We start from the raw sequence: 26,951 nt of genomic DNA, 5'->3' as shown, positions 1-26,951 counted from the left end.
CGCGCATTAGAGTGAGTCACGAGGACCTCCGTTTGAGTTGGTGTGACCGTCGACAAGCCACACCCAACGGGGGTCCTCCCCACTACGTCAACCCTTCCCAGTGTCACCAACCTGTCTGCCACCAACACCTAGACTCGTGACACGTGAACACCGAGGAGATCGCGCAGTCCTTCCCGCCGCACGTCGCTCGCATCCGGCACCTGCGTGCGCCCGTCGCCGCCGCCGAGGCCGCGATCGCCCAGCGCCACGTCCACCTCGCCCCCGAGCCCCCGGGTGAGCGCGCCGGCATCATCACCGTGGACGGCGAGCACCTCCCCGCCCACGCCGCCCTGCCCGAGGGTGGCGAGCCGAGGCTGCGGCTCGTCGCCGTCGGCGACTCCCTCGTCGCAGGCTCGGGCGTCTCCGACCAGGCCGACTCCTTCATCCCGCGCATCGCCGCCAAGGTCGCCGCGGCCTCGGGCCGCGACGTCGCGTGGGCCACTCACGCCCGTCTCGGCTCCACCATGCGTCGCGTCCGCTACCGCTTCATGCCGGAGGTCGAGGACGCCGACGTGCTCTTCGTGTGCGCCGGCTCCAACGACCTCCTCGCCCGACGCTCCATGGACGAGTGGACCGAGGACTTCGCCGCCGTCCTCGACGACGCCGCCACCCGCGCCGGTCACGTCGTCGCCTGCTCCGCCGGGCAGCTCTACCGCAGCCCCTCCCTCATGCCGTTGCTCCGCTCCGTCCTGCTCGAGCGGACGGCTGCCCAGACCGCGATCTCGATCCGCCTGTGCGCAGAGCGCGGCGTGCCGTACATCGACTTCTCCGAGATGGTGCCGAACGAGGGCTTCTGGGCGGAGGACGGCTTCCACCCCTCGGGCATCGGCTACGAGCTCGCCTCAGGAGCGGTCGCCGACGCCGTCATGACCGCCCTCGCGCTCGACCCCGCCGACTCCGACGGCGACGGCCACGCAGCCCCCTCCCGGAAGGCCTCCTGACCATGCTCGCCGTCACCACCTCCGTGATCCTCGCCGCCTGCGGCCTCGCCGCCGGGCTCCTCGCGGCCGCCCTCCACGTGCTCATCTTCTGGATGGAGTCCTTCGCCTGGGAGGGGCCGCTCGCCCGCAAGACCTTCGGCGGGACCCCCGAGGAGGCCCGTCGGCACGCCTTCTACGCGTACAACCAGGGCTTCTACAACCTCTTCCTCGCCATCGAGGTCGTGCTCGGCACCGTCCTGGCCTGGACCACCGGCGGCGGCCTCGTCTGGGCCGGCTTCGCGCTCGTCGTCTTCGGCTGCGCCTCCATGCTCGGCGCCGCCGTCGCGCTCGCGGCCAGGTCCGCGGAGCACCGCGGTGCGGCCGTGAAGCAAGGAGCCCTGCCCGCCCTCGCGCTCGTTGCGCTGCTCGCCTCCTACCTGGCCGCCTGAGCGGCGCTCGCTGTCCTCACTGCGGTGCGCGGGCACTCCCTCCGGGGGAGGAGCGCGGTCCCCTCACGTTCGCCCGTCCGGCCGACGCCGACCGGAACGAGGTCGTGCACGCGCGCGGCGACGTCGCCGTCGTCGAGGACCGGCTTCAGCCCGCGCTCGGCGAGGGCGGTGAGGCCCGCCTACCGGCGCGAGGTTGCGAGGACCCGGCAGCCGCGGTCGCGGGCGAGGGCCCCGGCGGCGAGTCCGAGCGCGGAGGTGCCCCCGCGCACGAGCAGCGTCCCGCCGTCGAGGACGCGTCCCATGCCTCCCATCATCGTGGCGACCTGGGTCCCCGGCGCGAGCGCCCCGTCGGGGTCGAGGTCGACGACGCCGCTCGCCTCGATGCCGAGGACCCGGGGGTAGGTCATGCCGCCTGCCTGACCGGTCACCGAGCGGTACTCGGAGCGGTTGAGACCGAAGGCCATGACCTTGACGCGAACCCACCCCGTCATCGGCTCGGGGACCGGAACGTCCTGGACTCGCAGGTGCTCGATGCCGGGGGCGGTGAGGACGGCGGCGCGCATCGTGGCGCCAGCCTCCGAGGTTCGGGGGGGATGCTCATCCGTGCTCCTGGTGCGACGTACCCGGTGCCGAGGGGGGTGACTGCGTGGACCTGCCGGCGGTGTCCGTGCCGGAGCCTTCTGCCGCCCGGGTGCCGGCGGCGAGCATCTCGCGCAGCCAGAGAATCTCGGCCCGCCGGGAGGCCCCGGCCACGCGGATCATTCCGAGGCGGTACGGATCGCTCTCCTGCGCGGCACGGCGAGGTCGACCGTCGTCGTAGAAGAAGGCGGGCGGCTCACCGGTGAGGACGGCCAGTCGCCGCTCTAGCACGCTGCGGCGCTGAACGGCGTCGGGAAGGTGGGACAGGAAGGCGAGGTGCTCGAGGAAGCCCGGTGCGGAGGAGACGGCGGACTCACTCGGATCGCGGAGCAGCTCGTGGAGGCGCTCGCGGCCGGCGTCCGTGATGGTGAGGACCTTGCGAGCCCGTCCGCGCGCTCCGGGCTCCTCGCTCCGCGTGAGCATCCCGGCCCTCTCGAGGCGTGCGAGAGCGGGATAGAGGGCTCCCTCGGAGAGGTGGGAGCCGGGCCCGCCCAGCTCGTTGATGCGGCGGCGGAGCTCATATCCGTGGAGCGGGCCGTCGTCGAGGAATCCGAGGATCTTGAGGTCCAGCACGCTGACATAATACATCGAGTCGCACTAACGTAGGAACGCTGATACGGTGGCGGGGTCTCGCTGCCAGGGCGAGCGCGAAAGGGGAACGAGTGACCTCGACCCGAGCCGGACAGACCGACGGCACCACCACCAGCGTTCAGGACACCGCGCCTGAGGGACCGTCCGCGAGCACCATCGTCTTCGACGCCGTCACCAAGCGGTACCCGGGCGGCGCGCCCGGTGCCCGGCCCGCCGTCGACGCCTTCAGTGCGGAGCTCCGCCCGGGCGCCATCACCGTTCTGCTGGGCTCCTCGGGGTGCGGCAAGACGACCCTGCTGCGCATGGTCAACCGCATGGTCGAGCCGACCTCTGGACGCGTCCTCATCGACGGTCGGGACGTCACCCAGGGCGACGCCGTCGCCCTGCGCCGCTCTATCGGCTACGTCATGCAGAACGGCGGCCTGCTCCCGCACCGCCGCGTCATCGACAACATCGCCCTCGTCCCGCGCCTCAGCGGTACACCGCGGGCCGACGCCCGCGCCCGCGCCCGCGAGCTCATGGACCTCGTCGGCCTCGACGCCTCCCTCGCCCGGCGTTACCCCCACCAGCTCTCCGGCGGCCAGGCGCAGCGCGTCGGGGTCGCCCGCGCGCTCGCCGCGGACCCCGGCGTCCTCCTCATGGACGAGCCCTTCGGCGCCGTCGACCCCCTCGTGCGCCGCGACCTCCAGCACGAGCTCTGGCGCCTCCAGGGCGAGCTCGCCAAGACCATCCTGTTCGTCACCCACGACGTCGACGAGGCCCTCGCCCTCGGCGACGAGATCATCCTCCTGCGCGACGGCGCCGAGGTCGCCCAGCGCGGCACCGGCGCCGAGCTCCTCGAGGAGCCTGCGGACGACTTCGTCATCCGCTCCCTCGGCCTCGACGACGCCGCCCGCGCCCGCCGCCTGCGCGAGGTCGCCGACGCCACCGACGCCGTCGCCCGACGCAGCGGCCCGCGTGAGGCCGCCCGCCGAGGTGCGGCCGGTACGGAGAGCGCATGAGCTGGGTCGCCGCCAACCTGTCCCTCATCGCCTCCTACCTGGTCGCCCACCTCGCCCAGGCGCTGCCGGCGATCGCCGCGAGCCTCGTGCTCGCCGTACCCATCGCCCGCCTCGCTCAGCGCGTGCCCTGGCTGCGCGGGATCCTCGTCTCGGGCAGCTCCCTCCTGTACGCGATCCCCTCACTGGCGCTCTTCGTCATCCTCCCCGTCATCCTCGGCACCGGGATCCGTGACACCGTCAACGTCGTCGTCGCCCTCACCCTCTACGGGCTCGCGCTCCTCGTCCCGTCCACCGTCGGCGCCCTCGAGTCCGTCGACCGCGCCGTCGTCGACGCCGCCTCGGCCATGGGCATGGGGCGCGCACGTCGCTTCCTCGCCGTCGAGCTGCCCCTGGCTGGCCCCACGATCCTCGCCGGACTGCGCGTCGTCACCGTCTCGACGATCTCGCTGACCACCGTCGGCGCGGTCCTCGGCGTGCGCAGCCTCGGATTCCTCTTCACCGACGGCTTCCAGCGCGGACTCACCGCGGAGATCGTCACCGGCATCGTCGTCACGGCCGCCCTCGCGCTCGTCCTCGACCTCGCGGTCCTCCTCGTCGGACGCCTCGTCCTGCCGTGGACGCGCGGCCTGGAGGGAGCGCGCCCATGAGCTACCTCCTCGCCGCCCTCGCCTACGTCGCCGACGGGTCCCACTGGTCCGGGGCGCTGGGCATCGGCACGCTCCTCGCCCAGCACGTCGGCTACTCGCTCCTCGGCGTGGCCCTCGCGGCCGTCATCGGCGTCCCCCTCGGCTGGCTCGTCGGGCACACCGGCCGCGGCCGCGACGCCGCCGCGGCCCTGTCCGGCGCCGCCCGCGCCCTGCCCACCCTCGGCCTCGTCACGCTCTTCGGGATCGTCCTCGGCATCGGCCTCACTGCCCCGATGCTCGCCTTCGTCATCCTCGCCCTGCCCAGCGTCCTCACCGGCGCCTACACGGGCATCGAGGCCGCCTCGCGCGTCGCCGTCGACGGCGCCCGGGCCTCCGGGATGAGCGAGGCGCAGGTGCTCACCCGCGTCGAGGTGCCGCTCGGGGCGCCTCTGCTCGTCGGCGGCCTGCGCTCGGCGAGCCTCCAAGTGATCGCCACGGCCACCCTGGCCGCCTACACGGGCGCCGGCGGGCTCGGCCGGCTCATGTTCCTCGGGCTCAAGACCCAGGACTACGCGATGATGCTGGCCTCAGCCGTCCTTGTCATCACCCTGGCGCTCGTGTCCGAGATCGTCTTCATCCTCATCCAGCGCGCCGTCACCCCGGCCGGCGCGCGCAACCGGAAGGAACGCCCATGAACGCTCCCAGCACCGCCCACGGCTCCCGCGCCCTCAGCCGCCGCACGATCCTCGGAGGCGCCGGCGCCCTCGCCGTCGCCGCGACCCTCGCCGCCTGCGGCGGCGGCTCCGACCCGCTGTCCGGCTCGTCCGACGCCGCCACCTCGGGCGCCTCGGCCCGAGGCTCGGCCGCGCCGGGCAGCGTCGTCGTCGGCTCCCAGCAGTACTACTCCAACGAGATCATCGCCGAGCTCTACGCCCAGGCCATCGAGAACGCGGGCCTCACCGTGACCCGCCAGTACCAGATCGGCCAGCGCGAGGTGTACCTGCCCGAGCTCGAGTCCGGCAAGATCCAGGTCATGCCCGAGTACGGCGGCAACCTCCTCCAGTACTACGTCAAGGACTCCAAGGCGACCAGCGGCGACGAGATCCAGAGCGCCCTCAAGGACGCCCTTCCTGACGCCCTCACCGTCCTCGACCCGGCCGAGGCCACCGACCAGGACTCCTACACGGTCACCAAGGACGAGGCGAGCGCCAAGGGCCTGTCCTCCATCGCGGACCTCAGCAAGCTCGGAGGCACCGTCACCATCGCCGCGAACTCGGAGTTCGCCACGCGCCCCTACGGGCCCGACGGGCTGAAGAAGGTCTACGGCGTCGACGCCTCCGTCACCCCGGTCGAGGACTCCGGCGGCCCGCTCACGGTCAAGGCCCTCACCGACGGCACGGTCGAGGTGGCCGACATCTACACGGCCGACCCGGCGATCGAGGAGAACGGGCTCGTCGTCCTCGAGGATCCCAAGAACCTCGTCCTGCCCGAGCAGGTCACGCCGCTCGTCGCCAAGGATCTCGACTCCAAGGCCGCCGACGCGATCAACGGCGTGCAGGCCAAGCTGACGACGGACGAGCTGCGCGCCCTCAACAAGGCCTCCACCGCCGACCAGAAGGACTCGGCGACCATCGCCAAGGACTGGCTCACCACGCAGGGCCTGCTCGGCTGAGGGGCCCTCGGCCCAGTGCCGTGCGGTGCGACCCCGTCCCGGAGGAGTCCGGGGCGGGGTGGCGCGTCGTGTCCCGGGTGCGCTGGGGAGCCCTGTCCTGTGCCGACCGGGCGAGGACGTCGCAGGCGGCTCAGTGCCGGACCCAGTGGTCCAGTCGCCAGGCCGCGTCCCGGGACACGGGGCGCCACGTGCCCTCGGGGTCGGACCTCGCGACGTCCCGCACCCAGTCGGGCTCCTCGAGCGCCGGCACGCGGACCAGTGCGGACTCGGCCAGGCCGCGCTCGCGGGCGACGGTCACGGCGTCGACGTCGATGGTGGAGACTAGGGCCTCATCGAGCAGGCCGAGCTCCAGCGTCTGCCGGTAGACGGCGCCGCCTCCGATGACCCAGAGGCGGGGGAAGGACCGGTGCTCCGCGTCCCGCGGGTCCTCGGGCAGCTCCGCCACGAGCGCCTGAGCCCGTTCGAGCGCCTCGGGAAGGTCGGCCGCGACGGCGGCGACGCCGTCGGCGGTCCACCCGGGCTGGCGTGTCAGGACGACGGAGACTCGTCCGGGCAGGGCCGCACCCAGAGAGTCCCAGGTCGTGCGGCCCATGACGAGGACACCGCCGAGCGTCGTCGCCTTGAAGTGCGCGAAGTCGCCCGGGACCCGCCACAGCATGGCGCCGTCGGCGCCGATGACCCCGCTCGGGTCCTGCGCCCAGATCGCCCCCACCGAGATCGGGACACCCTGCCCCTGAGATGGGTCGATCCTCGCGCCGAGGCCGGCCGTGCCTTGCTCGATTTCGCTCACACCGCCACCGGCGCCTTGATCGCGGGGTGGGACTCGTAGCCGGACGAGGCGTCGATCCCGTCCATGGTGTAGGCGTCGATCGACTCCGCGTGCGCGAGCCGGAGCGTGGGGAAGGGATGAGCCTGGGGTACGCGGGAGAGCTGCTCGCGGACCTGGTCGACGTGGTTGTCGTAGACGTGGCAGTCGCCGCCCGTCCACACGAGCTCGCCGACCTCGAGGCCGGCCTGCTGGGCGAGCATGTGCGTGAGGAGCGCGTAGCTCGCGATGTTGAAGGGGACGCCGAGGAAGAGGTCCGCACTGCGCTGGTAGACCTGGAGCGAGAGCCGCCCGTCGGCCACGTAGAGCTGGAAGAAGGCGTGGCACGGCGCCAGCGCCATCCGGTCGAGCTCGGAGACGTTCCACGCCGAGACGAGCATGCGCCGCGAGTCAGGGTCCGTGCGCAGGGTCTCGATGACGCGGGTGATCTGGTCGATGGTGCCGCCGTCCCGCGAGGGCCACGAGCGCCACTGGACGCCGTAGACGGGCCCGAGCTCGCCGTCGGGGTCCGCCCACTCGTCCCAGATGGTGATGCCGCGCTCCTGGAGCCAGCGGACGTTGCTGCTGCCCTGGAGGAACCAGAGCAGCTCTCCCTTGACCGCCTTCATGGCGACGAACTTCGTCGTGATCCGGGGGAAGCCCGCCGCGAGGTCGTAGCGCAGCTGGCGGGCGAAGAGCGAGCGCGTGCCGGTCCCGGTGCGGTCGTCCTTCGGGGTGCCGTGGGCGAGGACCTCGGCGAGGAGCTCCTCGTAGGCGACGTCGACGCCGTCGGGCGGGGTCAGCCCCATCCCGGCGAGGGTCGGGTAGCGGCGGTCGGCGTTGGCCGCCGCAGCGGCGGGCGTGCTGGGGCTGCTCGGGGTGCTCACGGCGACAACGTAGCGCGGGCGGGCCGGGGGGGGCGGCGGGGGGTGGGGGGGGGGGGGGCGGGGGGGCCCGCGGGGCCGCCCGCGGGACGGTCGGGTGAGCGGCTCAGTCCTCGATGACCTCGACGTCGTCGACGTCGAGCGGGGCGGGGCCGAGCGCCGCGCGGGCGCCGTCGATGACCTGGTTGGCCAGGGCTCGCCCGCCCGACCAGCCGATCGCGGCGCCGATCCCGAAGGGGACGAGTCGTCCGACGGCGAGGGCTCCGTCGCGCACGGCCGCGCGTTTGGCCATCCGCTTGGTCAGCTGCTTGTTGATCCCCTTGACCGTCGGCACGGGCATGCCGGCGAGGTGCTGCGCGGCCCAGAACAGGGAGGTGAGCCCGAGCGAGCCCTGAATGGCCTCGGCACCCTCCTCGCCGAGCAGTGCTGACAGGACCAGGGCGCGCCGCTTGTCGACGTTGACGACCCGCAGTCCCTGCAGCTCGGCGACGGTGAGGACGTACTTGACGGCTGACGCGAGGAACACCGCGGTCTGCCCGACCGTGAGGGCGGCGGCCGCCCCGGTGCCGATGGCGGGCAGGGCTGCGGAGGCCCCGACGGCGCCGGAGGTGACACCGGCCTCGTTGCGGAAGCGGGCCGCCGCGAGGTCGACGAGCTCGGGCACCTCCGCCTTGGGGTTCTCGCGCCGCAGGTGGGCGACGTTCTCCTCGATGCTGCGCGCCGGGACGGCGATGGCCTTGTCGAGGGCTCGTTCGAGCGCGGTGCGCTTCGTGGTCATGGTGCCTCCCTGGTTGTTCTGGGGTCGGGGTCAGTCCTGGTCGTCAAGCAGGTGGAGGCGGACGCCGGCGCCGTGCTCGAGGGTGTGGCCGACGGTGCAGCCGCGCTCGATGGCGCCCTCGACGCGCTCGGTGAGCGTCGTGAGCTTGTCGGCGTCGAGGCCGGCCAGGTCGGTGATGATCTGGACGTCGAGGTCGGAGTAGCGCTCCTCCTCCTCGTTCTTGATGGAGGCGCAGATGACGTTCGCCTCGAAGTCCTCGCCGAGGGCCTTGGCGAGGCGGTGGTCGGCGGAGAGCGTGTTGCAGGTGGCCAGCGCGATCTTGAGGAGCTCGCCGGGGGAGAACTCGCCCGGGCCCATGCCGACGCGGACCTCGGCGCCGTTGCTGTTGTGCGCGAGGTACTGGCGGGTGCCGGTGCGCTCGGCCCACACGGAGTTCTTCTCCGTGGGCTCGATGATGTCGTCGGGGCGCGGGGTGCTGGTCTGCTCGCTCATGCCCCGATGGTGGCACGGCGTCGCTGGGTCGACCACTGCTGCACGCGGGCGTGCGCGAGCGGCTGAGAGGGCCCCGAGCGGGAATAACCGGTGCGCTCAGTGAGCAGCGAGCCAGTCGGCGCCGCGCTTCTCCTCGTCGGCGACGACCCGGCCGCTCATCGACAGGGCCTTGTCCTCGATGGATCGGCCCACGAGCGGCACGGAGACGGACAGGTCGAGGTCGTAGGTGACGGTCGTGCCCGTCGACGTGGGGGAGAGGCGCCCCGTGGCGCTCGCACGGACGGGGGCGCCCGTGGCGGCGACCTCGAGGGAGCCGGTCCGCGTGCCGTCGGTGCCGGGCTCGCCCCAGGACTCGGTCACGGTGAAGGAGACCGTCGAGCGCACGAGGCGCCGGGCCGCGGAGGGCAGGCGGCTGGGTGGGACGGCGCCGAACAGCGCGGCCGTGAAGCCCTCGCCCTGCGGGGCCACGGCAACGTCGGCGTCGTCGAGGCCGAGCCGGGCCGCACGACGGCGCTGGTAGGCGGGGTCCGCGAGCATCGCTGCCACGCGCGCGGGGTCGGCCGGGTAGGTGATCGTGACGGACTTCCTCATGGGGAGGATCCTGCCACGGACCCGGCCGACGGGGCCGTGAGCCCGCCGGTACTCTTCCCCCGTGCCTACCCTTCTGCCCTCCTCGCTCCGCGGCGTTGTCGAGCTCGACCCCGCCGACCTCGACTGGCTCCACCAGCTGGTGGGGGACTGGCAGGTCATCGCGGACCTGTCCGTGTCCGACCTCGTCCTGTGGGCGCGCACCGAGTCGGGGCGCTTCGTCGCCATCGCGCACTGCCGCCCGTCGACGGGGACGACCGTCCACCTCGAGGACGTCCTGGGCCTGCGCATGCCGAGCGCCCGCGAGGAGCTCGCCCTGCGCACGCTCGAGTCCGCCCAGCCCCAGGTCGCCCCGGACCCGGAGTGGACCGGGACGACGGCGGTGCGCGAGCAGTACGTCCCGGTCGTCCGCGACGGGCGCGCCTTCGCGGTCATCACTCGGGAGACGAGCGTCGGGGTCCTGCGCGCGGGCCGTCTCGTCGAGCAGCCGATGGAGTCGATCGCCGACGCCCTGTGCGCCATGATCGCCGAGGGCGCCTTCCCCGTGAAGGGCGCGGCCACGGGGCTGCGCCACGGCACGCCCCGCGTCGCCGACGGCGTCGTGCGCCTTGACGTCGACGGCGTCATCGTCTACGCCTCGCCGAACGCGCGCTCCTGCTTCCACCGGCTGGGTGTCCACGGCGAGCTCACCGGCTCCCAGCTCGCCGAGGCCGTCACGACGATCATCCCGGAGCGGACCCCGGTCGACGAGACCATGGCGGTCGTCCTCATGGGGCGCCAGGCCTGGCTCACTGAGATCGAGGTCGGCGGGGTGTTCCTCTCGCTGCGCTCGATCCCGCTCACGTGCGAGGGCGCGCGGGCCGGCGCCTGCCTCCTGGTCCGTGACGTCACGGAGATCCGGCGACGCGAGCAGGTGCTCCTCAACAAGGACGCGACGATCCGCGAGATCCACCACCGGGTCAAGAACAACCTGCAGACGGTCTCTGCGCTGCTGCGCATGCAGGGGCGTCGCGCCACGAACGACGAGACCCGTGAGGCCCTCGCCGAGGCGGAGCGCCGCGTGGCCACCATCGCCACCGTCCACGAGGCGCTCAGCCAGAACGTGGACGAGCACGTCGACTTCGACGCCGTCTTCTCCTCCATCCTCCGCCTGGCCGCGACGGTGGCGACCTCCTCGGGCTCGGTGACCACCAACCTCGAGGGCAGCTTCGGCGTCATCGATGCCGACGCAGCCCAGGCGCTCGCGACGGTCCTCGCCGAGCTCGTCACCAACGCCGTCGAGCACGGCCTCGAGGATCGCGACGGCGTCGTCACCGTCCGGGCCGAGCGCGACGGCACCGACCTGACCATCCACGTCATCGACAACGGTGCCGGCGTCGAGGAGGGCACCATCATGGGCGGCCTCGGCACCCGGATCGTGACGACCCTCGTCCGTGGCGAGCTGCGGGGCACGATCGAGTGGCTGCCGGCGGAGGGCGGCGGCACCGACGTCGTCATCCACGCCAGGCTGCTGAGCGCCTGAGACCGGCCCGCGCCGGCGAGGCTCCGCCTCAGCGGCGTGCGCGTCGGCGTCCGGTGGGCTGCTCGAGGGGCGCCGCGACGCGTGCGACCTTGGAGCCGGACGGCCGACCGGCCCCTGGGTGACTCGCTCGGCGACGGTACGACGGAGCCCCCGCGGACCGTGGTCCGCGGGGGCTCCGTCCAGGTCTGGCTGACGCGGTGCTCAGGAGGAGCGGCGGGCGCGGGCGGCGCGGCGCTTGAGGGAGCGGCGCTCGTCCTCGCTCATGCCACCCCAGACACCGGCGTCCTGGCCGTTCTCGAGGGCCCACTTGAGGCAGGTGTCCACCACGTCGCAGCGGGCGCACACCTCCTTGGCCTCGGCGATCTGGGCGATAGCCGGACCGGTGTTGCCAACGGGGAAGAAGAGCTCGGGGTCGACGGTGAGACATGCGGCCTGACTGCGCCAGTCCATGAGGGCTCCTTCGTGTGGTGCTGATGCGGTCGCGCTCGCCGTGGACGAACCCCGGGGAGCCGGGATGTGAACGTCGAGTGACCGCGTCCTGACCCAACTTTCACACGCGTCGTTTTCCCCCACAAGGCCTCAGCGGTGAGACCTGCGCCCAGCCCCTGTCGTGATGCTCACAGCCGCCAATCCTTGATTTCTCAACACTTTTCGGCGGGCCGTGATGACGTCGTGACATGAGCGGGTCGGTGGTCGAGATGGTCCGATCATCAACTACCCGTGAGTCACCTGGACGGGAGCGGTGAGCCCATGGCTGAGCAGAGCCCCTCGCCCCGGCGTCGTCGGCGCGCGCGCGTCGACGACCGCCCGCAGGGAGGTCCCGGCCACCTGGGTCGCGGGTCCGCTGCCCGGCCGCAGCACGACGAGGTCGGCGCGCTCCCGCAGCACCGCGAGCGGGCCGCGGTAGGTACCGGCGCTGCGCTCCGTCGTCGCCGAGGCGAGAACCGCCCGCCCGGCGACGAGCGCCTCCTCGGCACGTGCCTGCTCCTGCGACGGCGCGAGGTCGAGGTCGTCGAGCACGAGCGCCTCGGGCTGCCCGGTCTCGCGCCGTGCCCGCGCCAGGGCCGCGAGCGTCGTGCTCCGCCCGGAGCCGCGCGGACCGACGACGAGGACGCTCCCGGTCGGGGCCGGGAGCGGCGTGGCGTCGTCCCCACCCAGGGCCCAGGCTCCCGTGGTCGGGGGAGCCGTGAGCGGGAGGGGCTCGAGGCGCAGTGGCGCTGCACCGCAGAGGTCGCCGAGGAGACGCTCGCCGCGGCCGGGGAGCACCACCTGACAGGCGGTTGCCCCCGACCCGTCGAGGAGGACGCCCGCGCCCGGGCGCCGGCTGGTCGTGACCCCGCGCGGCAGGCCGGCCACCGAGGCCTGCGCAGCCTCGGGGGCGCCGAGAACGAGACGCGTCGGGAGGCGACTCGCCCAGCGCGTCGTCGCCGCACCGAGGGACGCGGAGACCACGAGCCCCGTTGCGAGCGAGGGAAGCGTGCGAACGAGAGCGTCGAGCATCGCCTGGCCCTCGCCCGGCCCCAGTTGCTCGTCGACCGCCACGACGAGCGACTCGGCGTCGTCGAGGACCAGGAGGTCGCCGGCGAGGACGCCGTCCAGTGCGAGGCGCCACAGGCGGGCGAGCCGACGCGGGTCGCGCGGCCCCGCGACCGTCCCGGGGGTCCACGCGGCCGCCCCGAGACTCTCCCACGCCGCCCCGCACAGCTGCGGGACCCGGCCGCGCAGCGCGGCGCCCTGGGCGGCTGACTCCAGCGCGGAGCTGCGCCCCGACCTCGACGACCCCAGGACGAGGAGCGGCGCAGAGGGGTCCCAGGACCAGCGCCCGAGGCGCTGCTCCTCCGGGAGGTCCGTGAGCGCGAGGAGGACGGGCCCGCGACGGATCCCGCTCGGTGCCGCCGGCCGGCGCACGACGGCGGGCAGCGGCTCGGCCCAGGGACGGAAGGGGCGGGCCCGCCCGCGGGCCGCCGCAGCGATCTCGCGAACGGCGAGGGCGACGTCCTGCTCCCTGCCGGCCCACGGCGCCTGCGCGGGGCGCGGGGCGCCGTCGCCCGCTCCCGCCACGAGGACGCGGCCTGGGACGCGGTCGAGCCGGGCCGCGTCTTCGTGCCCGAGCACGTCGCGAGAGTCGGCCGGGTCGAGGACGCGCAGGCACACGCGCAGCGTCGTGTTGGCCCGGATGGACGGCGTCACCGCGCCTTGCGGGCGCTGCGTCGCCAGGACGAGGTGGATGCCGAGGCTGCGCCCCTGCGCCGCCACCCGCACGAGCGCGTCGAGGACGTCGGGGTGCTCGGAGGCGAGGGTCGCGAACTCGTCGACGAGCACCACGAGCCGGGGCAGCCGGTTCACGGTGGGAAGCGCGCTGACCTCCTTCACTCCGGCCCGTGCCAGCACACGCTCGCGGCGCCTGACCTCCGCCCGCAGCGAGGACAGGGCCCGCCACGTCCCCGCGGGATCGAGGTCGGTGAGCACCCCGGCCACGTGCGGCAGCCCGCGCAGCGGGTCGAAGGCGGCGCCGCCCTTGTAGTCGACGAGGACGAGGGCGAGCGTCTCGGGCGGCTGCGCGAGGCACAGCTGGAGGACCCAGGAGGTGAGGAGCTCGCTCTTGCCCGAGCCAGTCGTTCCTGCGAGGAGGGCGTGCGGCCCGTCGAGGACGAGGTCCGCGGCGGCCGCGCCGTCCTCCCGGACGCCGAGCACGGCGGGCAGGCGGTCCCCGCGCTGACCCGACCAGGCGAGGGACACGCGCTCGCGATCAATCTCGCCGGTGACGTCGCTGAGGAGCACCGAGCCGGGGATCTCCGGGCCGGAGGTCGCCGTGGGGGGCCCCGCGGGGGCGAGGCCGAGGACGGTTCCCATCCAGCGATCCGTGAGCGGGACGTCGTCGTCGAGGTCGAGGACACGGCCGGCCGCGGCGGGGAGCTCGCTCCGGACCAGGGGCGCGAGCGGCGCTGGGAGGCGGCGTGCACGGACACCGTCGGAGCGGCCGACGCCCAGGCCTCGGGTCGAGGCGCGAACCGCAGCGGCTTCCGGCTCGGCGCTCGGCGCCCGCGCGGAGAGCACGAGGGCGTCGTCGCCTCCGGAACCGGCGCGGGCCGACGGCGCCCCGGGCTCGACGGCGACGACGGTCGCGCTGCCGCCGGCCTGACCCCAGTGAAGCAGCAGGCCGTCCTCCGCGGTGCTCAGCCCGACGGCACCGCGAGCGGCCACCTGCGCGGTCCACCACGCCAGCGCCCGGACGGCCCCGCGACCCCGCAGGGCCACGGCGTCGCCGGGCTCGACGGCCAGGACGCTCCGTCTCCGTCGTCGCCCTGCCCACGCCCGGACCGGTTCCCCGGATTGGGTCCGGGTGTCGTCGGGCGTCACCCGTCCGCTCCTCGCGGCGACGGCGAGGAGCATCGACGACGGGTCCGGCTCACGACGGCCACGGCCCCGCCACCCGGTTGCCGCACGCGCACCGCGCTCGCGGCCATCGAGGGCCGGGACGAGGCGCGTGAGCGCCATGAGGAGCATCGGCACGACCATGAGCGACCCGAGGAGGCCGCGCGAGCCCGTCACCACGCCGACGACCGCGACGCCTGCCATAGCGAGCACGGCGACGACGGGGACGAGCACCATCCACCGCGCTGCTCGGCGTGACGGAGGGACGGGCACGTCGAGCCCGGTCGGTCGCGGGCGCAGCTCGAGGACCGTCGAGCCGGCACGGAGGCGGTCACCGGGCCTCATCATGACGGGGACGGAGGTGAGCCGACGACGGGATCGCGCACCGCGCAGGAGCACCGTTCCGTTGCGCGATCCAGGATCGGAGACGAGGACTCGCCCCCCGCGCAGCCGGGTGCGGAGCTGGCGGCGCGAGAGCGCCGCGTCGGTGAGGACGTCACCGCGCCCGATGACGGCCCCGTCAGGGACGGGGACGACGAGGCCCGTGTCCGGGCCCTCGAGGACCGCGAGGTGGTGAGCGGTGGTGAGGGCCTCACGTGCTGCCTGAGCCGGGCTCGGAGGCGGCACGCGCGACGCGCAGGCGCGCTGCGTGGGGGAGGCAGGGACGTCGGTTCGCTCGGGGAAGAGAAGAGGCACCTCGGCAGCCTCGCCCACGGACAGCCCCCTGCGTCGAGCGCCTGTGAGCGGGCTGAGCGTCCCCGTGCACGGCGGCGCCTGTGGAGCCGTGCCCCGGCACCGTGCGAGGCTGGGCCCATGTGCGGACGATACGGATCCTGGGCCGGTGACACGGTCCTCGCCGAGCGCTTCGGCGCCACGACCTGGCCCGAGACCGAGGAGCTTCGCCCCTCCTGGAACCGAGCCCCCGGCGCCGACGTCCGGGTTCTCATCGAGCGCCCGCTCAGCCCCGACCAGCGCGCGGCCCTCTCCGCCCGGGTAGCCGACGGCGCCCACGGCACCGACGGCGCTTCAGACACGTCCGCCGCTGACCGCCCGGCACCGCCTGACGACCCAGAGGCCCCGGTCCGCCAGCTCCGAGCCGCCCGCTGGGGTCTCCTGCCCGTGTGGGCTAAGGACGCCAAGGCAGGCTTCCGCGCCTTCAACGCCCGCTCCGAGACCGCCGCCTCCAAGCCCACCTTCCGCGCCTCGATGCGCTCCTTCCGCGCCCTCGTCCCCGCCGACTGCTGGTACGAGTGGCAGCGCCCCGCCACCGGTCCCGACGGAGAGGCCCTCACCCGCGCCGAGGCCGACCGGCTCAAGCGCCCCTACGCCGTCTCCCGCGCCGACGAGGCCCCGCTCGCGCTCGCGGGACTGTGCTCCTGGTGGCGGCTGCCCGGCGCCCCCGAGGACCTCCCCGAGGACCCGGACGAGGCGGCCGCGCTCGTCACGCTGCCCGAGGGCGTCCGACCCGGTCCCTCGCTCCACGGCCCCTGGCTGCTCACCTGCTCGATCCTCACCCGCGCCGCCCGCTCCGACCTCGACTGGCTCCACGACCGCGAGCCGGTCGTCCTGCGCGACGAGGACGTCGACGCCTGGCTTGACCCCGCCCTCCGCGACGGCGACGACGCGACCGCGCTCCTGGCCGGGCCCCGCCCGCCCCTGCGCTGGTGGGAGGTGGGCTCCGCCGTCGGCTCCACCCGCTCCGACGGCGCCCAGCTCGTCACGCCGCTGGACCCCGCCGCGATCGTGTCCCAGGCCTGAGGGAGGATGACCCGGTGACCGACCAGACCGTCCCGCCCGAGCCCACTGACTCCTCGGACCACTCGGAGCCGACCGAGCAGCAGCCCACCGCCCCTGCCGCCCCCGGCGTCCCCGAGACCGCTCGTGCTCGGTGGAGCGAGCTCGCGGCCGCCGTCGGGCGGGCCCGCGCCGCCTACTACGACGCCGTCGACGCCGAGTCGCCCCTCTCCGACGCCGACTACGACGCCTTGTACCGCGAGCTCGAGGACCTCGAGGCCGCCTACCCCGAGCTCGCCTCCGCCGGCACGCCCACCGCCGAGGTCGGAGGCTCGCGCACGCAGGCCTTCGCCCCCGTCACCCACCTGGAGCGCATGTACTCCCTCCAGGACGTCTTCAGCCTCGACGAGGTGGAGGAGTGGGCCCAGCGCGTCGCCGGAGAGCTCGGCGTCCCCGACGCGGAGCTTCCCATGACCGCGGAGGTGAAGATCGACGGCCTCGCGATCGCCCTCACCTACGAGGACGGTGTCCTCACCCGGGCGGCGACCCGCGGGGACGGCACCACGGGTGAGGACGTCACCGCCAACGTCGCGACGATCTCCTCGATCCCGCAGCGCCTCACCGGCGACGACGCCCCCGCCCTCATCGAGGTACGCGGCGAGGTCTACTTCCCGGTTGAGGCCTTCGCCGAGTTCAACCGCGCCCGCCAGGAGGAGAACGCCGCTCGCGAGGCGCGCAACGCCGAGGCCGAGGCCGCTGCCGAGCCCGGCAAGGGCGTCAGGCGGGAGCCGAAGCTCCAGGTCTTCGCCAACCCGCGCAACGCCGCCGCCGGCTCCCTGCGCCAGAAGGACCCGGCCGTCACCGCCTCCAGGCCGCTCGCGATGATCGCCCACGGCATCGGCGCCTTCACGCCCGCCCCGGGGGAGCCGCTCCCGGACTCGCAGCACGAGTGGTACGAGCTCCTCGCGCGCTGGGGCCTGCCCGTCTCGCCCTACAACGAGCTCGTCGCCGGGCGAGCGGCCCGCGAGGACTACATCGCCCGCTACGCCGAGCACCGTCACGACCTCATCCACGAGATCGACGGCATCGTCTTCAAGGTCGACGCCCGCCCTCGCCAGGACGAGCTGGGCTACACCTCCCGAGTGCCGCGCTGGGCCACCGCCTACAAGTACCCGCCGGAGGAGGTCCGCACCAGGCTCCTCGACGTCGACGTGCAGGTCGGCCGGACGGGGCGGGTCACGCCCTTCGGCATCATGGAGCCCGTCCTCGTCGCCGGCTCGACGGTCGCCCGCGCCACCCTCCACAACGCCACCGAGGTCGCGCGCAAGGGCGTCCGTATCGGGGACATGGTCATCCTCCGCAAGGCGGGGGACGTCATCCCCGAGATCGTCGGCCCGGTCCTCGAGCTGCGCGACGGCACGGAGCGGCCCTTCGTCATGCCCGCGACCTGCCCCTCCTGCGGGACCGAGCTCGCCCCGGCCAAGGAGGGGGACGTCGACCTGCGCTGCCCCAACACGCGCTCGTGCCCGGCGCAGCTCACCGAGCGCGTCGCCCATGTCGGCTCGCGCGGCGCACTCGACGTCGAGGGGCTCGGCGACGAGGCCGCCGCCGCCCTGACCCAGCCCGACGCCGGGCGCGGGGAGGCACTCGCCGCCCTCGCCACCGGTCACTACCTGGAGACGGAGCGCGGGCGCGTCCGCGTGAGCGCCGCCGGGCTCGAGGCCGTGCCCGCGGCCGAGCGCCTCGACCTCGTCGAGGCCGCCCTCGCCGAGGCCGGGGTGAGCGAGCAGGAGCCGGTCCTCACCAACGAGGCCGGCCTCTTCGAGCTCACCGCGCACGACCTGCGCGACGTCCTCGTCTACCAGCCGGTCCGCCGCCGCGGCGAGCCCACGGGGGACTGGCGCCTCACGCGCTTCTTCTGGTCCAAGCAGACCTACGAGAAGGACGGCACCGTCAAGAGGGCCACCGCCCCTGGTAAGAACGCCACCGCGATGCTCGCCGAGCTCGAGGGCGCGAAGGAGCAGCCCCTGTGGCGCGTCCTCGTCGCCCTGTCGGTCCGGCACGTGGGCCCGACGGCCGCCAGGGCGCTCGCCGGCCGCTTCGGCTCCGTCGAGGCGCTGCGCGAGGCGAGCCTCGAGGAGCTCTCGGAGGTCGACGGTGTCGGCCCGACCATCGCCGCAGCCTGGAGGGACTGGCTCGAGGTCGACTGGCACGTCGAGATCCTCGACCGGTGGGCCGCTGCTGGCGTGCGCACCCAGGACGAGTCGACGGGGGAGGAGACCCCGCAGACGCTCACCGGCCTGACCGTCGTCGTCACCGGCTCCCTCGAGCACTTCACTCGCGACGGCGCCAAGGAGGCGATCGTGTCTCGCGGCGGCAAGGCCTCTGGCAGCGTCTCGAAGCGGACGAGCTTCGTCGTCGTCGGGGAGAACGCCGGCTCGAAGGAGACGAGGGCCCGCGACCTCGGCCTCCCGATCCTCGACGAGGTGGGCTTCGAGAGGCTCCTTGCCGAGGGCCCCGTCGCCTTCGGTGAGCCGGAGGACCCCACTGCGATGCCTGAGGGCGTCGTCTCGGCCGAGGACGCCGGCCCCGCGGGCGCCCCGGCGGCCAGGCCCGGGAACCCGGAATCCACGGACTGAGCCCACAGCGCCGACGCGCACGACGGGGCCCCGGCGACCATCAGGTCGCGGGGGCCCCGTGCGCGGCGCCGAGCGCGAGTCAGGTGTGGCTGACGACGGTCGTGCCGACCTCGTCCCAGTCGTAGAACCACTTGGCGTCCGAGACGGGCATGTTGAGGCAGCCGTGGGAGCCGGAGTAGCCGAAGCTCGAGCGCCAGGGGGCGCCGTGGAGCGCGTAGCCCTCGTAGAAGTAGCTGATCCACGGCACGCCCTCGGTCTTGTAGTCCGAGCCGTCGGCGTTCTGCCCCTGCATGGTCTGCGACTCGTACTTGAGGTAGACGTGGAAGGTGCCGGTGACCGTCGGGGTGGCGGCGGCGCCGTCGACGACGCTGACCGGGCCGTGGACGACCTTGGAGCCCTCGTAGGCGGTGACGGTCTTGTTCGTGAGGTTGATGTCGACCCACTTCTCACCGTCGGAGGCCTGGTAGGCGAGGTTCTCCGCGCCGTCGGCGATCTTGCGCTCCTTCCACTGGGCCTTGGTCGTCTCCGTCTTGAAGGTACCGGTCCAGCCCTCGCCCTTGGGGAAGGCCTCGGTGAGCGCGGTGGCGATCTCGTCCATGTTGGAGACCTTCGTGCCGTCGACCGCCTCCGTGACGGTCTCGACGACGTCGCCCTTCGAGTTGACGTTGCGGACGCCGGTGACGGCGTCGACGTTGAGCGTGGCGCCCTGGGTGGCGACCCACTCGCCGATCTTGGAGCCGTCGGCGCCGAGCGCGGGGGCCTTTCCGTCCTGGGCCGTGACGGTCACCCAGGTAGCCTTCGTGGCGGCGTCGGGCGTGAAGGTCTTCGAACCGTCCTCGTTGCTCACGGTGACGTCCTGGGCGACGAGCGCGTTGGCGGCGTCGGCGACCTTCTGGGCGTCCTCGTCGGTCACGGCCGGCGTCGTCGTCGAGTACGTGACCGAGATGGACTTGGTCGTGAGGCCCTGCGCCGCGGCCTGGGCGGCCTCCTCCATGGCAGAGGAGTCGAGGCTCGTGCCGTTGACGGCCTTCGTGGTGACGAAGGTGGTGCCGTCGTCGGAGAGGACGACGGAGGCGTCCTTGGCGGCGGTCTTGTCTGCGGGAACGAGGGACTGGGCGTACTTCTGGGCGGTCGCGACGTCGGTCTTGGTGACGACGTCGACGTTCGTGTGGTCGACGAGCGCCTTGAAGCGGCCAGTCACGCTCTGGGAGTCGGCCATGGCGGCGTCGGCGGTCTTCTCGGCGTCGACGGTGGTGCCGAGGTCGGCGAGGCTGGCGGTGGCGGTGGCGTCACCGGTGATGCTGACCTCGCTCTTGGCGGCCTTGTCCTCGACGAGCTTGACGATCTCGTCGTGGGTCATCCCGGAGACGTCGGACCCGGCGACGGTCGTGCCCGGCGTGGCGGCGTCGGTGTAGTGGTCGGAGTAGGCGTAGGAGCCGCCGCCGACGACGCCGACGAGTACGAGCGCGGCGGCCGCGATCCAGGGCCAGCGACGGCGGCGACGCGGTGCCTCCTCGGCCTCGTCGTCCCAGGAGCCGTCATCGGTGCTGCCGGCCTCGGCGTCCGGGGCCTCGGCGGGCGTGGCGGCGGCGAGCGTCGTCGTCTCCGACGCACCGGTGGCCGGCGCGACGGCGGGGACGACGGTCGTCTCTGCGGCCTCGGGGGCGCTGGCGGCCGTCGCGCCGCTCGTCGGGATGATCGAGGTGCGGGCGACGCGGTCCCCGCTCGCACCGGACGGCGTGGTCTGGCGGCTGCCCGCGGCGTCGCCGTAGGGCGAGCTCAGGACGGCGGTCTCGTCGTCGGAGGAGGGCGTGCTGCTCTGGGGGAGGTCCTCGCTGCGCATGGTGTCCTTGTCCCGGACGGGCCCGCCGGGTGGCGGGCCGCCCTGTCCGTAGCGCCCGCCAGCTGCGGGGCACCGGACCATGACACCGGCAGGCCGCTGCGATGTCAATCATCCTCGCGGGTGAGGGCCTGTGACGTGGTGCATGGGATGACGGGGCCTCGGCTCACCGTGCGAGGTGTCCGACGGATGACGGCAGGGACGGACCGGGTGGATACACTCGCCCCATGTCTGCCATCTCCAAGGACGAGGTCGCCCGCGTCGCGGCGCTCGCGCGCGTGGCCCTGACGGACGAGGAGGTGACGCGCCTGGCCGGTGAGCTGGACGCCGTCGCGTCCTCCTTCGCCCGGGTCACGAGCGTGGTCACGCCGGACCTGCCCGCCACCTCGCACCCCGTTCCGCTGACCAACGTGCTGCGTGAGGACGTGCCCGGCCCGACCCTCGACGTCGACGAGCTGCTCGCCGGCGCCCCTGCCAGCGAGGAGTCCATGTTCCTCGTTCCGCAGATCCTGGGAGAGGACTCCGCCTCATGACCGACGCCTCGACCCTCATCAAGGCCACCGCGGCCGAGCAGGCCGCCGCCCTCGCCTCCGGGGAGGTCTCCTCGCGCGAGCTCACCCAGGCGCACCTCGACCGCATCACCGCCGTGGACGCCACCGTGGGAGCCTTCCTCGACGTCTCGGCCGAGAAGGCCCTCGCCGACGCCGACGCTGCCGACGCCGCCCGCCGCTCCGGCGAGGTCGCCAGCGAGCTCGCCGGTGTCCCCGTGGCCGTCAAGGACCTGTTCTGCACCCGCGGCCAGGTCACCACCGCCGCCTCCAGGATCCTCGAGGGCTGGGTCCCGCCCTATGACGCGACCGCCGCCGCGAACCTGCGCGGAGCCCACCTGCCGATCCTCGGTAAGACGAACCTCGACGAGTTCGCGATGGGCGGCTCGACCGAGCACTCCGCCTTCAAGCGCACCACCAACCCCTGGGACGCCGAGCGCATCCCCGGTGGCTCCTCGGGCGGCTCCGCGGCCGCCGTCGGCGCCTTCGAGGCCCCGATCGCGCTGGGCACCGACACCGGCGGCTCGATCCGTCAGCCCGCCGCCGTCACGGGCACCGTCGGCGTCAAGCCGACCTACGGCACCGTCTCACGCTTCGGCGTCATCGCGATGGCCTCCTCGCTGGACACCCCCGGCCCCATGGGCCGCACCGTCCTGGACACGGCGCTCCTCCACGACGTCGTCGCCTCCTACGACGAGCTCGACTCGACGTCCCTGTCCGACGCGCCGCGCGGCATGGCCGACGTCGTGCGCGCCGCCCAGGCCGGCCGCGACCTCACGGGCCTGCGGGTCGGCGTCATCGCCGAGCTCGACGGCGGCGAGGGCTACCAGGCCGGTGTCGTCAGCTCCTTCCACGCGGCCCTGGGGCTGCTCGAGTCCGCCGGCGCGACGATCGAGACGGTCTCGCTGCCCAACCTCGAGTACGCGCTCGACGCCTACTACCTCATCATGCCCGCGGAGGTCTCCTCCAACCTCGCCCGCTACGACGGCATGCGCTACGGCCTGCGCGTCGAGCCGAGCGAGGGTCCGGTCACCGCGGAGACGGTCATGGCCGCCACCCGCGGCGCCGGGTTCGGCGACGAGGTCAAGCGCCGCGTCATCCTGGGCACCCACGTGCTCTCGGCCGGCTACTACGACGCCTACTACGGCTCCGCGCAGAAGGTTCGCACCCTCGTGCAGCGCGACTTCGCGGCCGCCTGGGAGAAGTACGACGTCCTCGTGTCGCCGACCGCGCCGACCACCGCCTACAAGTTCGGGGAGAAGGACGACCCCATGGCCATGTACGCCATGGACGTCACGACCATCCCGGCCAACCTCGCCGGCGTCCCCGCCATGTCCCTGCCCTCGGGCCTGTCCGACGACGGCCTGCCCGTCGGCTTCCAGCTGCTCGCCCCGCAGCGGGCGGACGACCGCCTCTACCGCGTCGGCGCCGTCCTGGAGGCCGCGCTGGAGGAGTCCTGGGGCGGCCACCTGCTGGACCGCGCCCCCGAGCTGAACGAGAAGGAGGCCTGAGCCATGGCGAGCACTGCTGATGCGCTCATGGACTACGACGAGGCCGTCAAGCGCTTCGACCCCGTCATCGGGCTCGAGGTGCACGTCGAGCTCGGCACCGCGACCAAGATGTTCGACGCCGCGCCCAACACCTTCGGCGGCGAGCCCAACTCTCGCGTGACCCCGACGAGCGTCGGCCTGCCGGGCGCCCTGCCCGTGGTCAACAAGAAGGGCGTCGAGTACGCGATCCGGATCGGCCTCGCACTGGGCTGCTCCATTGCCGAGTCCTGCCGCTTCGCCCGGAAGAACTACTTCTACCCGGACCTCGCCAAGGACTTCCAGACCTCGCAGTCCGACGAGCCGATCGCCTACGAGGGCGCCCTCGAGGTCGAGCTCGAGGACGGCTCCTTCTTCACGGTGCCGATCGAGCGCGCCCACATGGAGGAGGACGCCGGCAAGAACACGCACATCGGCGGTGCCGACGGCCGCATCGAGGGCGCCGACCACTCGCTCGTCGACTACAACCGCGCCGGCGTGCCGCTCGTCGAGATCGTCTCCCACCCGATCATCGGGGCGGGCGCGAAGGCCCCTGAGGTCGCCAGCGCCTACGTGCGCACCCTGCGCGACATCTTCCGGGCACTCGGCGTCTCCGAGGCGCGCATGGAGCGCGGCAACGTCCGCGCCGACGTCAACGTGTCCCTGCGCGAGTCCCCGGACGCGCCGCTCGGCACACGCACCGAGACGAAGAACGTCAACACCTTCCGCGGGATCGACGGCGTCATCCGCTACGAGATCCAGCGCCAGGCCGCGATCCTCGCCGCCGGCGGCACCGTCCTCCAGGAGACCCGCCACGGTCAGGCCGACGGCACGACCAAGCCCGGTCGCGTCAAGTCCGACGCCGACGACTACCGCTACTTCCCGGAGCCCGACCTCGTCCCCGTGGCCCCGAGCCGCGAGTGGGTCGAGGAGATCCGCCAGTCCCTGCCCGAGATGCCGGCCGCCAAGCGTCGTCGTCTCAAGGAGGAGTGGGGCCTGGCGGACGAGGAGATGCGCGACGTCGTCAACGCCGGCGCGCTCGAGCTCATCGAGGCGACGACCGTCGCCGGCGCCTCCGGCCAGGCCGCCCGCAAGTGGTGGATGGGCGAGCTCGCCCGCAGGGCCAAGGAGCAGGAGACCTCCCTCGAGGAGCTCTCCGTGACGCCGGAGCAGGTCGCCCAGCTGCAGAAGCTCGTCGACGACGGCCGCCTCACCGACAAGCTGGCGCGTCAGGTCCTCGAGGGCGTTCTCGCCGGCGAGGGCGACCCGGAGGCCGTCGTCGAGGCCCGGGGCCTCGAGGTCGTCTCGGACGACTCGGCGCTCCTCGCCGCGGTGGACGAGGCCCTCGCTGCGAACCCGGACGTCGCGGACAAGATCCGCGGCGGCAAGGTCCAGGCCGCCGGCGCGATCGTCGGCGCGGTCATGAAGGCGACGAAGGGGCAGGCGGACGCCAGGCGCGTGCGCGAGCTCGTCATGGTGCGTGTCGCGCAGTAACGGCGAGATCGGGACATCCTGATCCTGAGAGATCGGGACGTCTCGCCCCGACGACGGGCCGGGCTCCTTCGGAGTCCGGCCCGCGGCGCATCGTGGGCCGGCGCTGCGACCTGCGTGCGCGCCTCCCTGCAAGGGTGGGAGTGCACGTCGCTGCGGAGTCGGTCGCGCCGCACGTTGCCGAGGTACCCGCGCCCGCCGGGCCGGTAGCCTCGGGACACGCAGTTCCACACTCGGACGCCTCGTTCGCGGCGCGCACCCGAAGGAACGTCCATGGCCCGGCCCAGCCCCAGCTACACCGTCGCCCTGCACCCGTCGGTGCCGGCCTCGCAGAAGGCCGTCACCACGCTCGTGGACACGGCTTCCAGCGTCGGCGCGATCGTCAACGGCATCGACGTCTCGGACAGCGACGGGGACCGCCTCGTCACCGACGGCACGGCGGTCCTCGGGCTGGGCGACATCGGGCCGGAGGCCGCGATGCCGGTCATGGAGGGCAAGGAGGTCCTCTTCAAGCAGTTCGGTGGCGTGGACGCGTGGCCGGTGGCCCTCGACACGAAGGACCCCGAGGAGATCATCTCGATCGTCAAGGCCATCGCTCCGGCCTACGGCGGCATCCACCTCGAGGACATCGCCGCGCCGAAGTGCTTCGATATCGAGGCGCGCCTGCGCGAGGAGCTGGTCATCCCAGTCTTCCACGACGACCAGCACGGCACGGCGATCGTGACCCTGGCGGCGCTCATCAACGCCCTCAAGGTCGTGGGCAAGCGGATCGAGGACGTGCGGATCGTCCTGTCGGGCGTCGGCGCGGCCGGCAGCGCGATCGCCCGCCTCCTGATGTCGGCCGGCGCACGGGACATCGTGGGCTACGGACGCTCGGGGGCCCTCGACTCCGCCCGCACCGAGGGTATGAACGAGCATCGCCGGTGGCTCGCCGAGCACACGAACCCGCAGGGGGCGACCGGGGCGCTCAAGGAGGGCCTCGTCGGTGCGGACGTCTTCATCGGCGTCTCCTCGGGCAACCTGCTCGAGTCGGAGGACCTCTCCGTGATGGCGCAGGACTCGATCGTCTTCGCGGTGGCGAACCCGACCCCTGAGGTCGATCCCATCTGCGCGGCCGACTACGCCGCCGTCGTCGCGACCGGACGCTCGGACTTCCCGAACCAGATGAACAACGTGCTCGCGTTCCCCGGGCTGTTCCGCGGCCTGCTCGACGCGGGGATCACGGGCATCTCGGTGGAGCTGCTCCGTGCCGCTGCGGAGGGCATCGCCTCCGTCATCCCGGACGAGGACGTGCGGCCCGTCTACATCATCCCGGGTGCCTTCGACACGCGGGTCGCGGACGCCGTGGCGGCGGCGGTCCGTCGGTTGGCGCCGGAGTCCTGAGGGGTCGCCCACGGTCCTGGAGCCGTGGCCTCCCGGCTCCCACGCACGGAGGAACCCCGGTCGAGCAGCTGCTCGACCGGGGTTCCTCCGTGCACCGCGCGGTCGCGGTGAGTGGAGGAGAGGTCAGCGGAGCCAGGACTCGCCGACGAGGCCGCGCCACCACTTGCCGAGGCCCTACGTGTCGCCGGCGCGGGTGAGGCACACCGTGATGATCATGATGATGTCGAGGATATGCGCGTCGATCAGCGGGTTGGTGCCCCCGTTGGCCAGCGGGAACTCGGCGAGGTACATGAGGAACAGGAGGATCGTGCCTGAGACGGCAGCGACCTTGAGGCCGATGCCGAGAATCAGCGCGGTGCCGATGCCCAGGAGGCCCGCCATGAAGAGGACGTCGGCGAAGGCGCCCATGCCGCCGAAGGCGGAGAAGAGCCCGGAGAAGGGCCCCTCCACGTGCCCGAGAAAGCCGGTCGACGGAGAGCCGCCGTGGATCCAGGCCTTGTCGGAGCTCGTCATGAAGCCGAAGCCGAGCAGCTTGTCGATGAAGGCCCAGAAGAAGACGAAGCCGAGCGCGATACGCATGAGGGCGAGCGCCTTGCGTGCGCCCGGACGCGTCACGACGTCCTCGCCGCGGACGACGCCCTTGGTGGTGTCAGTGGAGGCCACTGTGTCTCCTAGAAGATCGCGCGAACCTGGGGTGGGCTCGCTGGGAAGGTTGAGGCTTGAATTGTCTCGATGCCGTGGTGCAGCACGTGCAACGTGGAGGTGCAAGGGCTGCGCTGATCCTGGATCGGCGTGTTGCGGATGCCCCTCAAGGGCCTACAACGAGGTTGGGACCGTAATCCAACTTTTTGCCTGCGACGGCGCCACGTGGGTGAGCTGCTCGCGGGGTCATGAGCGCGTTCGGGGTTGTGGCTCGGATCATGCACCCTGAGTTTGACCTCAGGTGGGGGCACCTGCCTAAAGTACAGCCCGTTGCGCCGCACGGCAGGGCCTCGAAAGCCCGGCACGGCAGCGCAAAGCACGGCGAGGAGAACTCCTCCGATGTGACCGAGAGCAAGTCCTTGAGGTTGACATCTGGTGAAAGAATCCTTAAAGTTGTGCAGGTCGCTCCCCGGAGCGAGTCGTTACGGAATCGTAATGATGAGAACCGGGTGGGTGTGTTGTTTGAGAACTCGATAGTGTGTCATGTTTTTTATGCCATAGTGAGCATTCTGGATGGCTGGGCCCTTGTGGTTTGGTTGTTTGGTTTGTTTGTTTGTTTTGTTTTTGGTTTGCCTGCCCCGGCTTCCTCGTCGGTTGCGGGGTGGGTTGAGCCTGGAGATGTTTTTCTCCGTCTTATTGTTTGGCTTCCTGCATGATCGCTCCTTGTGGGCCTTGGTTGTGCGGGTTGTTCTAAATGGTTTTTTTGG

Annotated in this window: 25 protein-coding genes; 14 read left to right on the top strand and 11 right to left on the bottom strand. The window is 72.9% G+C overall.

Annotated features, from left to right (window positions below; genetic code table 11):
* The first annotated feature begins 143 nt into the window (after positions 1 to 143).
* Both IXW69_RS11105 and IXW69_RS11100 read left to right on the top strand, forming a co-directional pair.
* Positions 144 to 980 carry a GDSL-type esterase/lipase family protein gene (locus IXW69_RS11105; RefSeq protein ID WP_323745299.1) on the top strand — a complete coding sequence of 279 codons (837 nt, stop codon included), beginning with the start codon at positions 144 to 146 and terminating at the stop codon, positions 978 to 980.
* A 2-nt stretch (positions 981 to 982) separates the two neighbouring features.
* Complete coding sequence (locus IXW69_RS11100) at positions 983 to 1,408, top strand: DUF1304 domain-containing protein (RefSeq protein ID WP_194786399.1); 426 nt, start codon at positions 983 to 985, stop codon at positions 1,406 to 1,408.
* A 179-nt stretch (positions 1,409 to 1,587) separates the two neighbouring features.
* On the opposite strand, the gene IXW69_RS11095 is transcribed toward IXW69_RS11100, so the two are convergent.
* Together IXW69_RS11095 and IXW69_RS11090 are read right to left on the bottom strand one after the other, a co-directional pair.
* On the bottom strand, positions 1,588 to 1,971 hold the full coding sequence (locus IXW69_RS11095) for an alcohol dehydrogenase catalytic domain-containing protein (protein WP_194786398.1): 384 nt from the start codon (positions 1,969 to 1,971) through the stop codon (positions 1,588 to 1,590).
* 34 nt (positions 1,972 to 2,005) lie between these two features.
* Positions 2,006 to 2,620, bottom strand: coding sequence for a PadR family transcriptional regulator (locus tag IXW69_RS11090; protein ID WP_194786397.1), 615 nt, complete (start codon positions 2,618 to 2,620; stop codon positions 2,006 to 2,008).
* Between the two features lie 173 nt (positions 2,621 to 2,793).
* Here IXW69_RS11090 and IXW69_RS11085 point away from each other — a divergent pair, with 173 nt between their 5' ends.
* Genes IXW69_RS11085 through IXW69_RS11070 form a run of 4 tightly spaced genes read left to right on the top strand, consistent with a single transcriptional unit; the run spans position 2,794 to position 5,937 of the window.
* Complete coding sequence (locus IXW69_RS11085; RefSeq protein WP_194786403.1) at positions 2,794 to 3,639, top strand: ABC transporter ATP-binding protein; 846 nt, start codon at positions 2,794 to 2,796, stop codon at positions 3,637 to 3,639.
* Entirely contained in the window at positions 3,636 to 4,286 is a 651-nt protein-coding gene (locus IXW69_RS11080; protein ID WP_194786396.1) for an ABC transporter permease, read from the top strand. Before IXW69_RS11085 ends, IXW69_RS11080 begins: the two co-directional genes overlap by 4 nt.
* Positions 4,283 to 4,960, top strand: a complete 678-nt coding sequence (locus IXW69_RS11075; protein ID WP_194786395.1) for an ABC transporter permease — start codon at positions 4,283 to 4,285, stop codon at positions 4,958 to 4,960. Before IXW69_RS11080 ends, IXW69_RS11075 begins: the two co-directional genes overlap by 4 nt.
* Positions 4,957 to 5,937 (top strand): ABC transporter substrate-binding protein, encoded by a 981-nt coding sequence (locus tag IXW69_RS11070; protein WP_194786394.1) that lies wholly within the window; start codon positions 4,957 to 4,959, stop codon positions 5,935 to 5,937. Before IXW69_RS11075 ends, IXW69_RS11070 begins: the two co-directional genes overlap by 4 nt.
* A 130-nt stretch (positions 5,938 to 6,067) precedes the next feature.
* On the opposite strand, the gene IXW69_RS11065 is transcribed toward IXW69_RS11070, so the two are convergent.
* The 5 genes from IXW69_RS11065 to IXW69_RS11045 all read right to left on the bottom strand — a co-directional run bounded on the left by IXW69_RS11065 (position 6,068) and on the right by IXW69_RS11045 (position 9,487).
* Complete coding sequence (locus IXW69_RS11065) at positions 6,068 to 6,727, bottom strand: dihydrofolate reductase (RefSeq protein ID WP_323745298.1); 660 nt, start codon at positions 6,725 to 6,727, stop codon at positions 6,068 to 6,070.
* Complete coding sequence (locus IXW69_RS11060; RefSeq protein ID WP_194786401.1) at positions 6,724 to 7,551, bottom strand: thymidylate synthase; 828 nt, start codon at positions 7,549 to 7,551, stop codon at positions 6,724 to 6,726. The genes IXW69_RS11065 and IXW69_RS11060 overlap by 4 nt, the downstream gene beginning before the upstream one ends.
* 181 nt (positions 7,552 to 7,732) lie before the next feature.
* On the bottom strand, positions 7,733 to 8,404 hold the full coding sequence (locus tag IXW69_RS11055; RefSeq protein WP_194786393.1) for a hypothetical protein: 672 nt from the start codon (positions 8,402 to 8,404) through the stop codon (positions 7,733 to 7,735).
* A gap of 30 nt (positions 8,405 to 8,434) precedes the next feature.
* Positions 8,435 to 8,896, bottom strand: coding sequence for an OsmC family protein (locus IXW69_RS11050; protein ID WP_194786392.1), 462 nt, complete (start codon positions 8,894 to 8,896; stop codon positions 8,435 to 8,437).
* Positions 8,897 to 8,992: 96 nt separating this feature from the next.
* Positions 8,993 to 9,487 carry a DUF2505 domain-containing protein gene (locus IXW69_RS11045; protein ID WP_194786391.1) on the bottom strand — a complete coding sequence of 165 codons (495 nt, stop codon included), beginning with the start codon at positions 9,485 to 9,487 and terminating at the stop codon, positions 8,993 to 8,995.
* A 61-nt stretch (positions 9,488 to 9,548) separates the two neighbouring features.
* Here IXW69_RS11045 and IXW69_RS11040 point away from each other — a divergent pair, with 61 nt between their 5' ends.
* Positions 9,549 to 11,006, top strand: coding sequence for a sensor histidine kinase (locus tag IXW69_RS11040; RefSeq protein ID WP_194786390.1), 1,458 nt, complete (start codon positions 9,549 to 9,551; stop codon positions 11,004 to 11,006).
* 201 nt (positions 11,007 to 11,207) lie between these two features.
* Here the strand turns inward: IXW69_RS11040 and IXW69_RS11035 are convergent, their stop codons facing one another.
* A complete protein-coding gene (locus IXW69_RS11035) occupies positions 11,208 to 11,456 on the bottom strand; it encodes a WhiB family transcriptional regulator (protein WP_067939003.1) in 249 nt (82 codons plus the stop codon).
* Positions 11,457 to 11,720: 264 nt separating this feature from the next.
* Complete coding sequence (locus tag IXW69_RS11030) at positions 11,721 to 15,077, bottom strand: FtsK/SpoIIIE domain-containing protein (RefSeq protein WP_323745296.1); 3,357 nt, start codon at positions 15,075 to 15,077, stop codon at positions 11,721 to 11,723.
* 117 nt (positions 15,078 to 15,194) lie between these two features.
* Here IXW69_RS11030 and IXW69_RS11025 point away from each other — a divergent pair, with 117 nt between their 5' ends.
* A complete protein-coding gene (locus IXW69_RS11025) occupies positions 15,195 to 16,139 on the top strand; it encodes an SOS response-associated peptidase (RefSeq protein ID WP_194786388.1) in 945 nt (314 codons plus the stop codon).
* Between the two features lie 14 nt (positions 16,140 to 16,153).
* The gene (locus IXW69_RS11020) at positions 16,154 to 18,754 is read left to right on the top strand and encodes an NAD-dependent DNA ligase LigA (RefSeq protein WP_323745295.1); all 2,601 of its coding nucleotides are present in this window, start codon (positions 16,154 to 16,156) and stop codon (positions 18,752 to 18,754) included.
* 79 nt (positions 18,755 to 18,833) lie between these two features.
* Here the strand turns inward: IXW69_RS11020 and IXW69_RS11015 are convergent, their stop codons facing one another.
* Positions 18,834 to 20,597 carry a L,D-transpeptidase family protein gene (locus tag IXW69_RS11015; RefSeq protein ID WP_194786387.1) on the bottom strand — a complete coding sequence of 588 codons (1,764 nt, stop codon included), beginning with the start codon at positions 20,595 to 20,597 and terminating at the stop codon, positions 18,834 to 18,836.
* Between the two features lie 224 nt (positions 20,598 to 20,821).
* Here IXW69_RS11015 and gatC point away from each other — a divergent pair, with 224 nt between their 5' ends.
* The 4 genes from gatC (at position 20,822) to IXW69_RS10995 (ending at position 25,542) form a co-directional block, all read left to right on the top strand.
* Positions 20,822 to 21,127 (top strand): Asp-tRNA(Asn)/Glu-tRNA(Gln) amidotransferase subunit GatC, encoded by a 306-nt coding sequence (gene gatC, locus IXW69_RS11010; protein ID WP_194786386.1) that lies wholly within the window; start codon positions 20,822 to 20,824, stop codon positions 21,125 to 21,127.
* A complete protein-coding gene (gene gatA / locus IXW69_RS11005) occupies positions 21,124 to 22,653 on the top strand; it encodes an Asp-tRNA(Asn)/Glu-tRNA(Gln) amidotransferase subunit GatA (protein WP_194786385.1) in 1,530 nt (509 codons plus the stop codon). Before gatC ends, gatA begins: the two co-directional genes overlap by 4 nt.
* A 3-nt stretch (positions 22,654 to 22,656) precedes the next feature.
* Positions 22,657 to 24,162, top strand: a complete 1,506-nt coding sequence (gene gatB / locus IXW69_RS11000) for an Asp-tRNA(Asn)/Glu-tRNA(Gln) amidotransferase subunit GatB (RefSeq protein ID WP_194786384.1) — start codon at positions 22,657 to 22,659, stop codon at positions 24,160 to 24,162.
* Positions 24,163 to 24,432: 270 nt separating this feature from the next.
* The gene (locus tag IXW69_RS10995) at positions 24,433 to 25,542 is read left to right on the top strand and encodes an NAD(P)-dependent malic enzyme (RefSeq protein WP_194786383.1); all 1,110 of its coding nucleotides are present in this window, start codon (positions 24,433 to 24,435) and stop codon (positions 25,540 to 25,542) included.
* Between the two features lie 174 nt (positions 25,543 to 25,716).
* Here IXW69_RS10995 and IXW69_RS10990 read toward each other — a convergent pair whose 3' ends face one another.
* Positions 25,717 to 26,205 carry a DoxX family protein gene (locus IXW69_RS10990; protein WP_194786382.1) on the bottom strand — a complete coding sequence of 163 codons (489 nt, stop codon included), beginning with the start codon at positions 26,203 to 26,205 and terminating at the stop codon, positions 25,717 to 25,719.
* Between the two features lie 380 nt (positions 26,206 to 26,585).
* Between IXW69_RS10990 and IXW69_RS10985 the strand changes: the two genes are divergently transcribed.
* Positions 26,586 to 26,900, top strand: a complete 315-nt coding sequence (locus IXW69_RS10985) for a hypothetical protein (protein WP_194786381.1) — start codon at positions 26,586 to 26,588, stop codon at positions 26,898 to 26,900.
* The last annotated feature ends 51 nt before the right edge of the window (positions 26,901 to 26,951 follow it).

This window comes from Actinomyces haliotis (genome assembly GCF_015355765.1).
Taxonomy (GTDB): Bacteria; Actinomycetota; Actinomycetes; order Actinomycetales; family Actinomycetaceae; genus Actinomyces; species Actinomyces haliotis.
The sequence above is the reverse complement of the archived record's forward strand: the minus strand, read 5'-3'. Positions and strand labels throughout refer to the sequence as shown.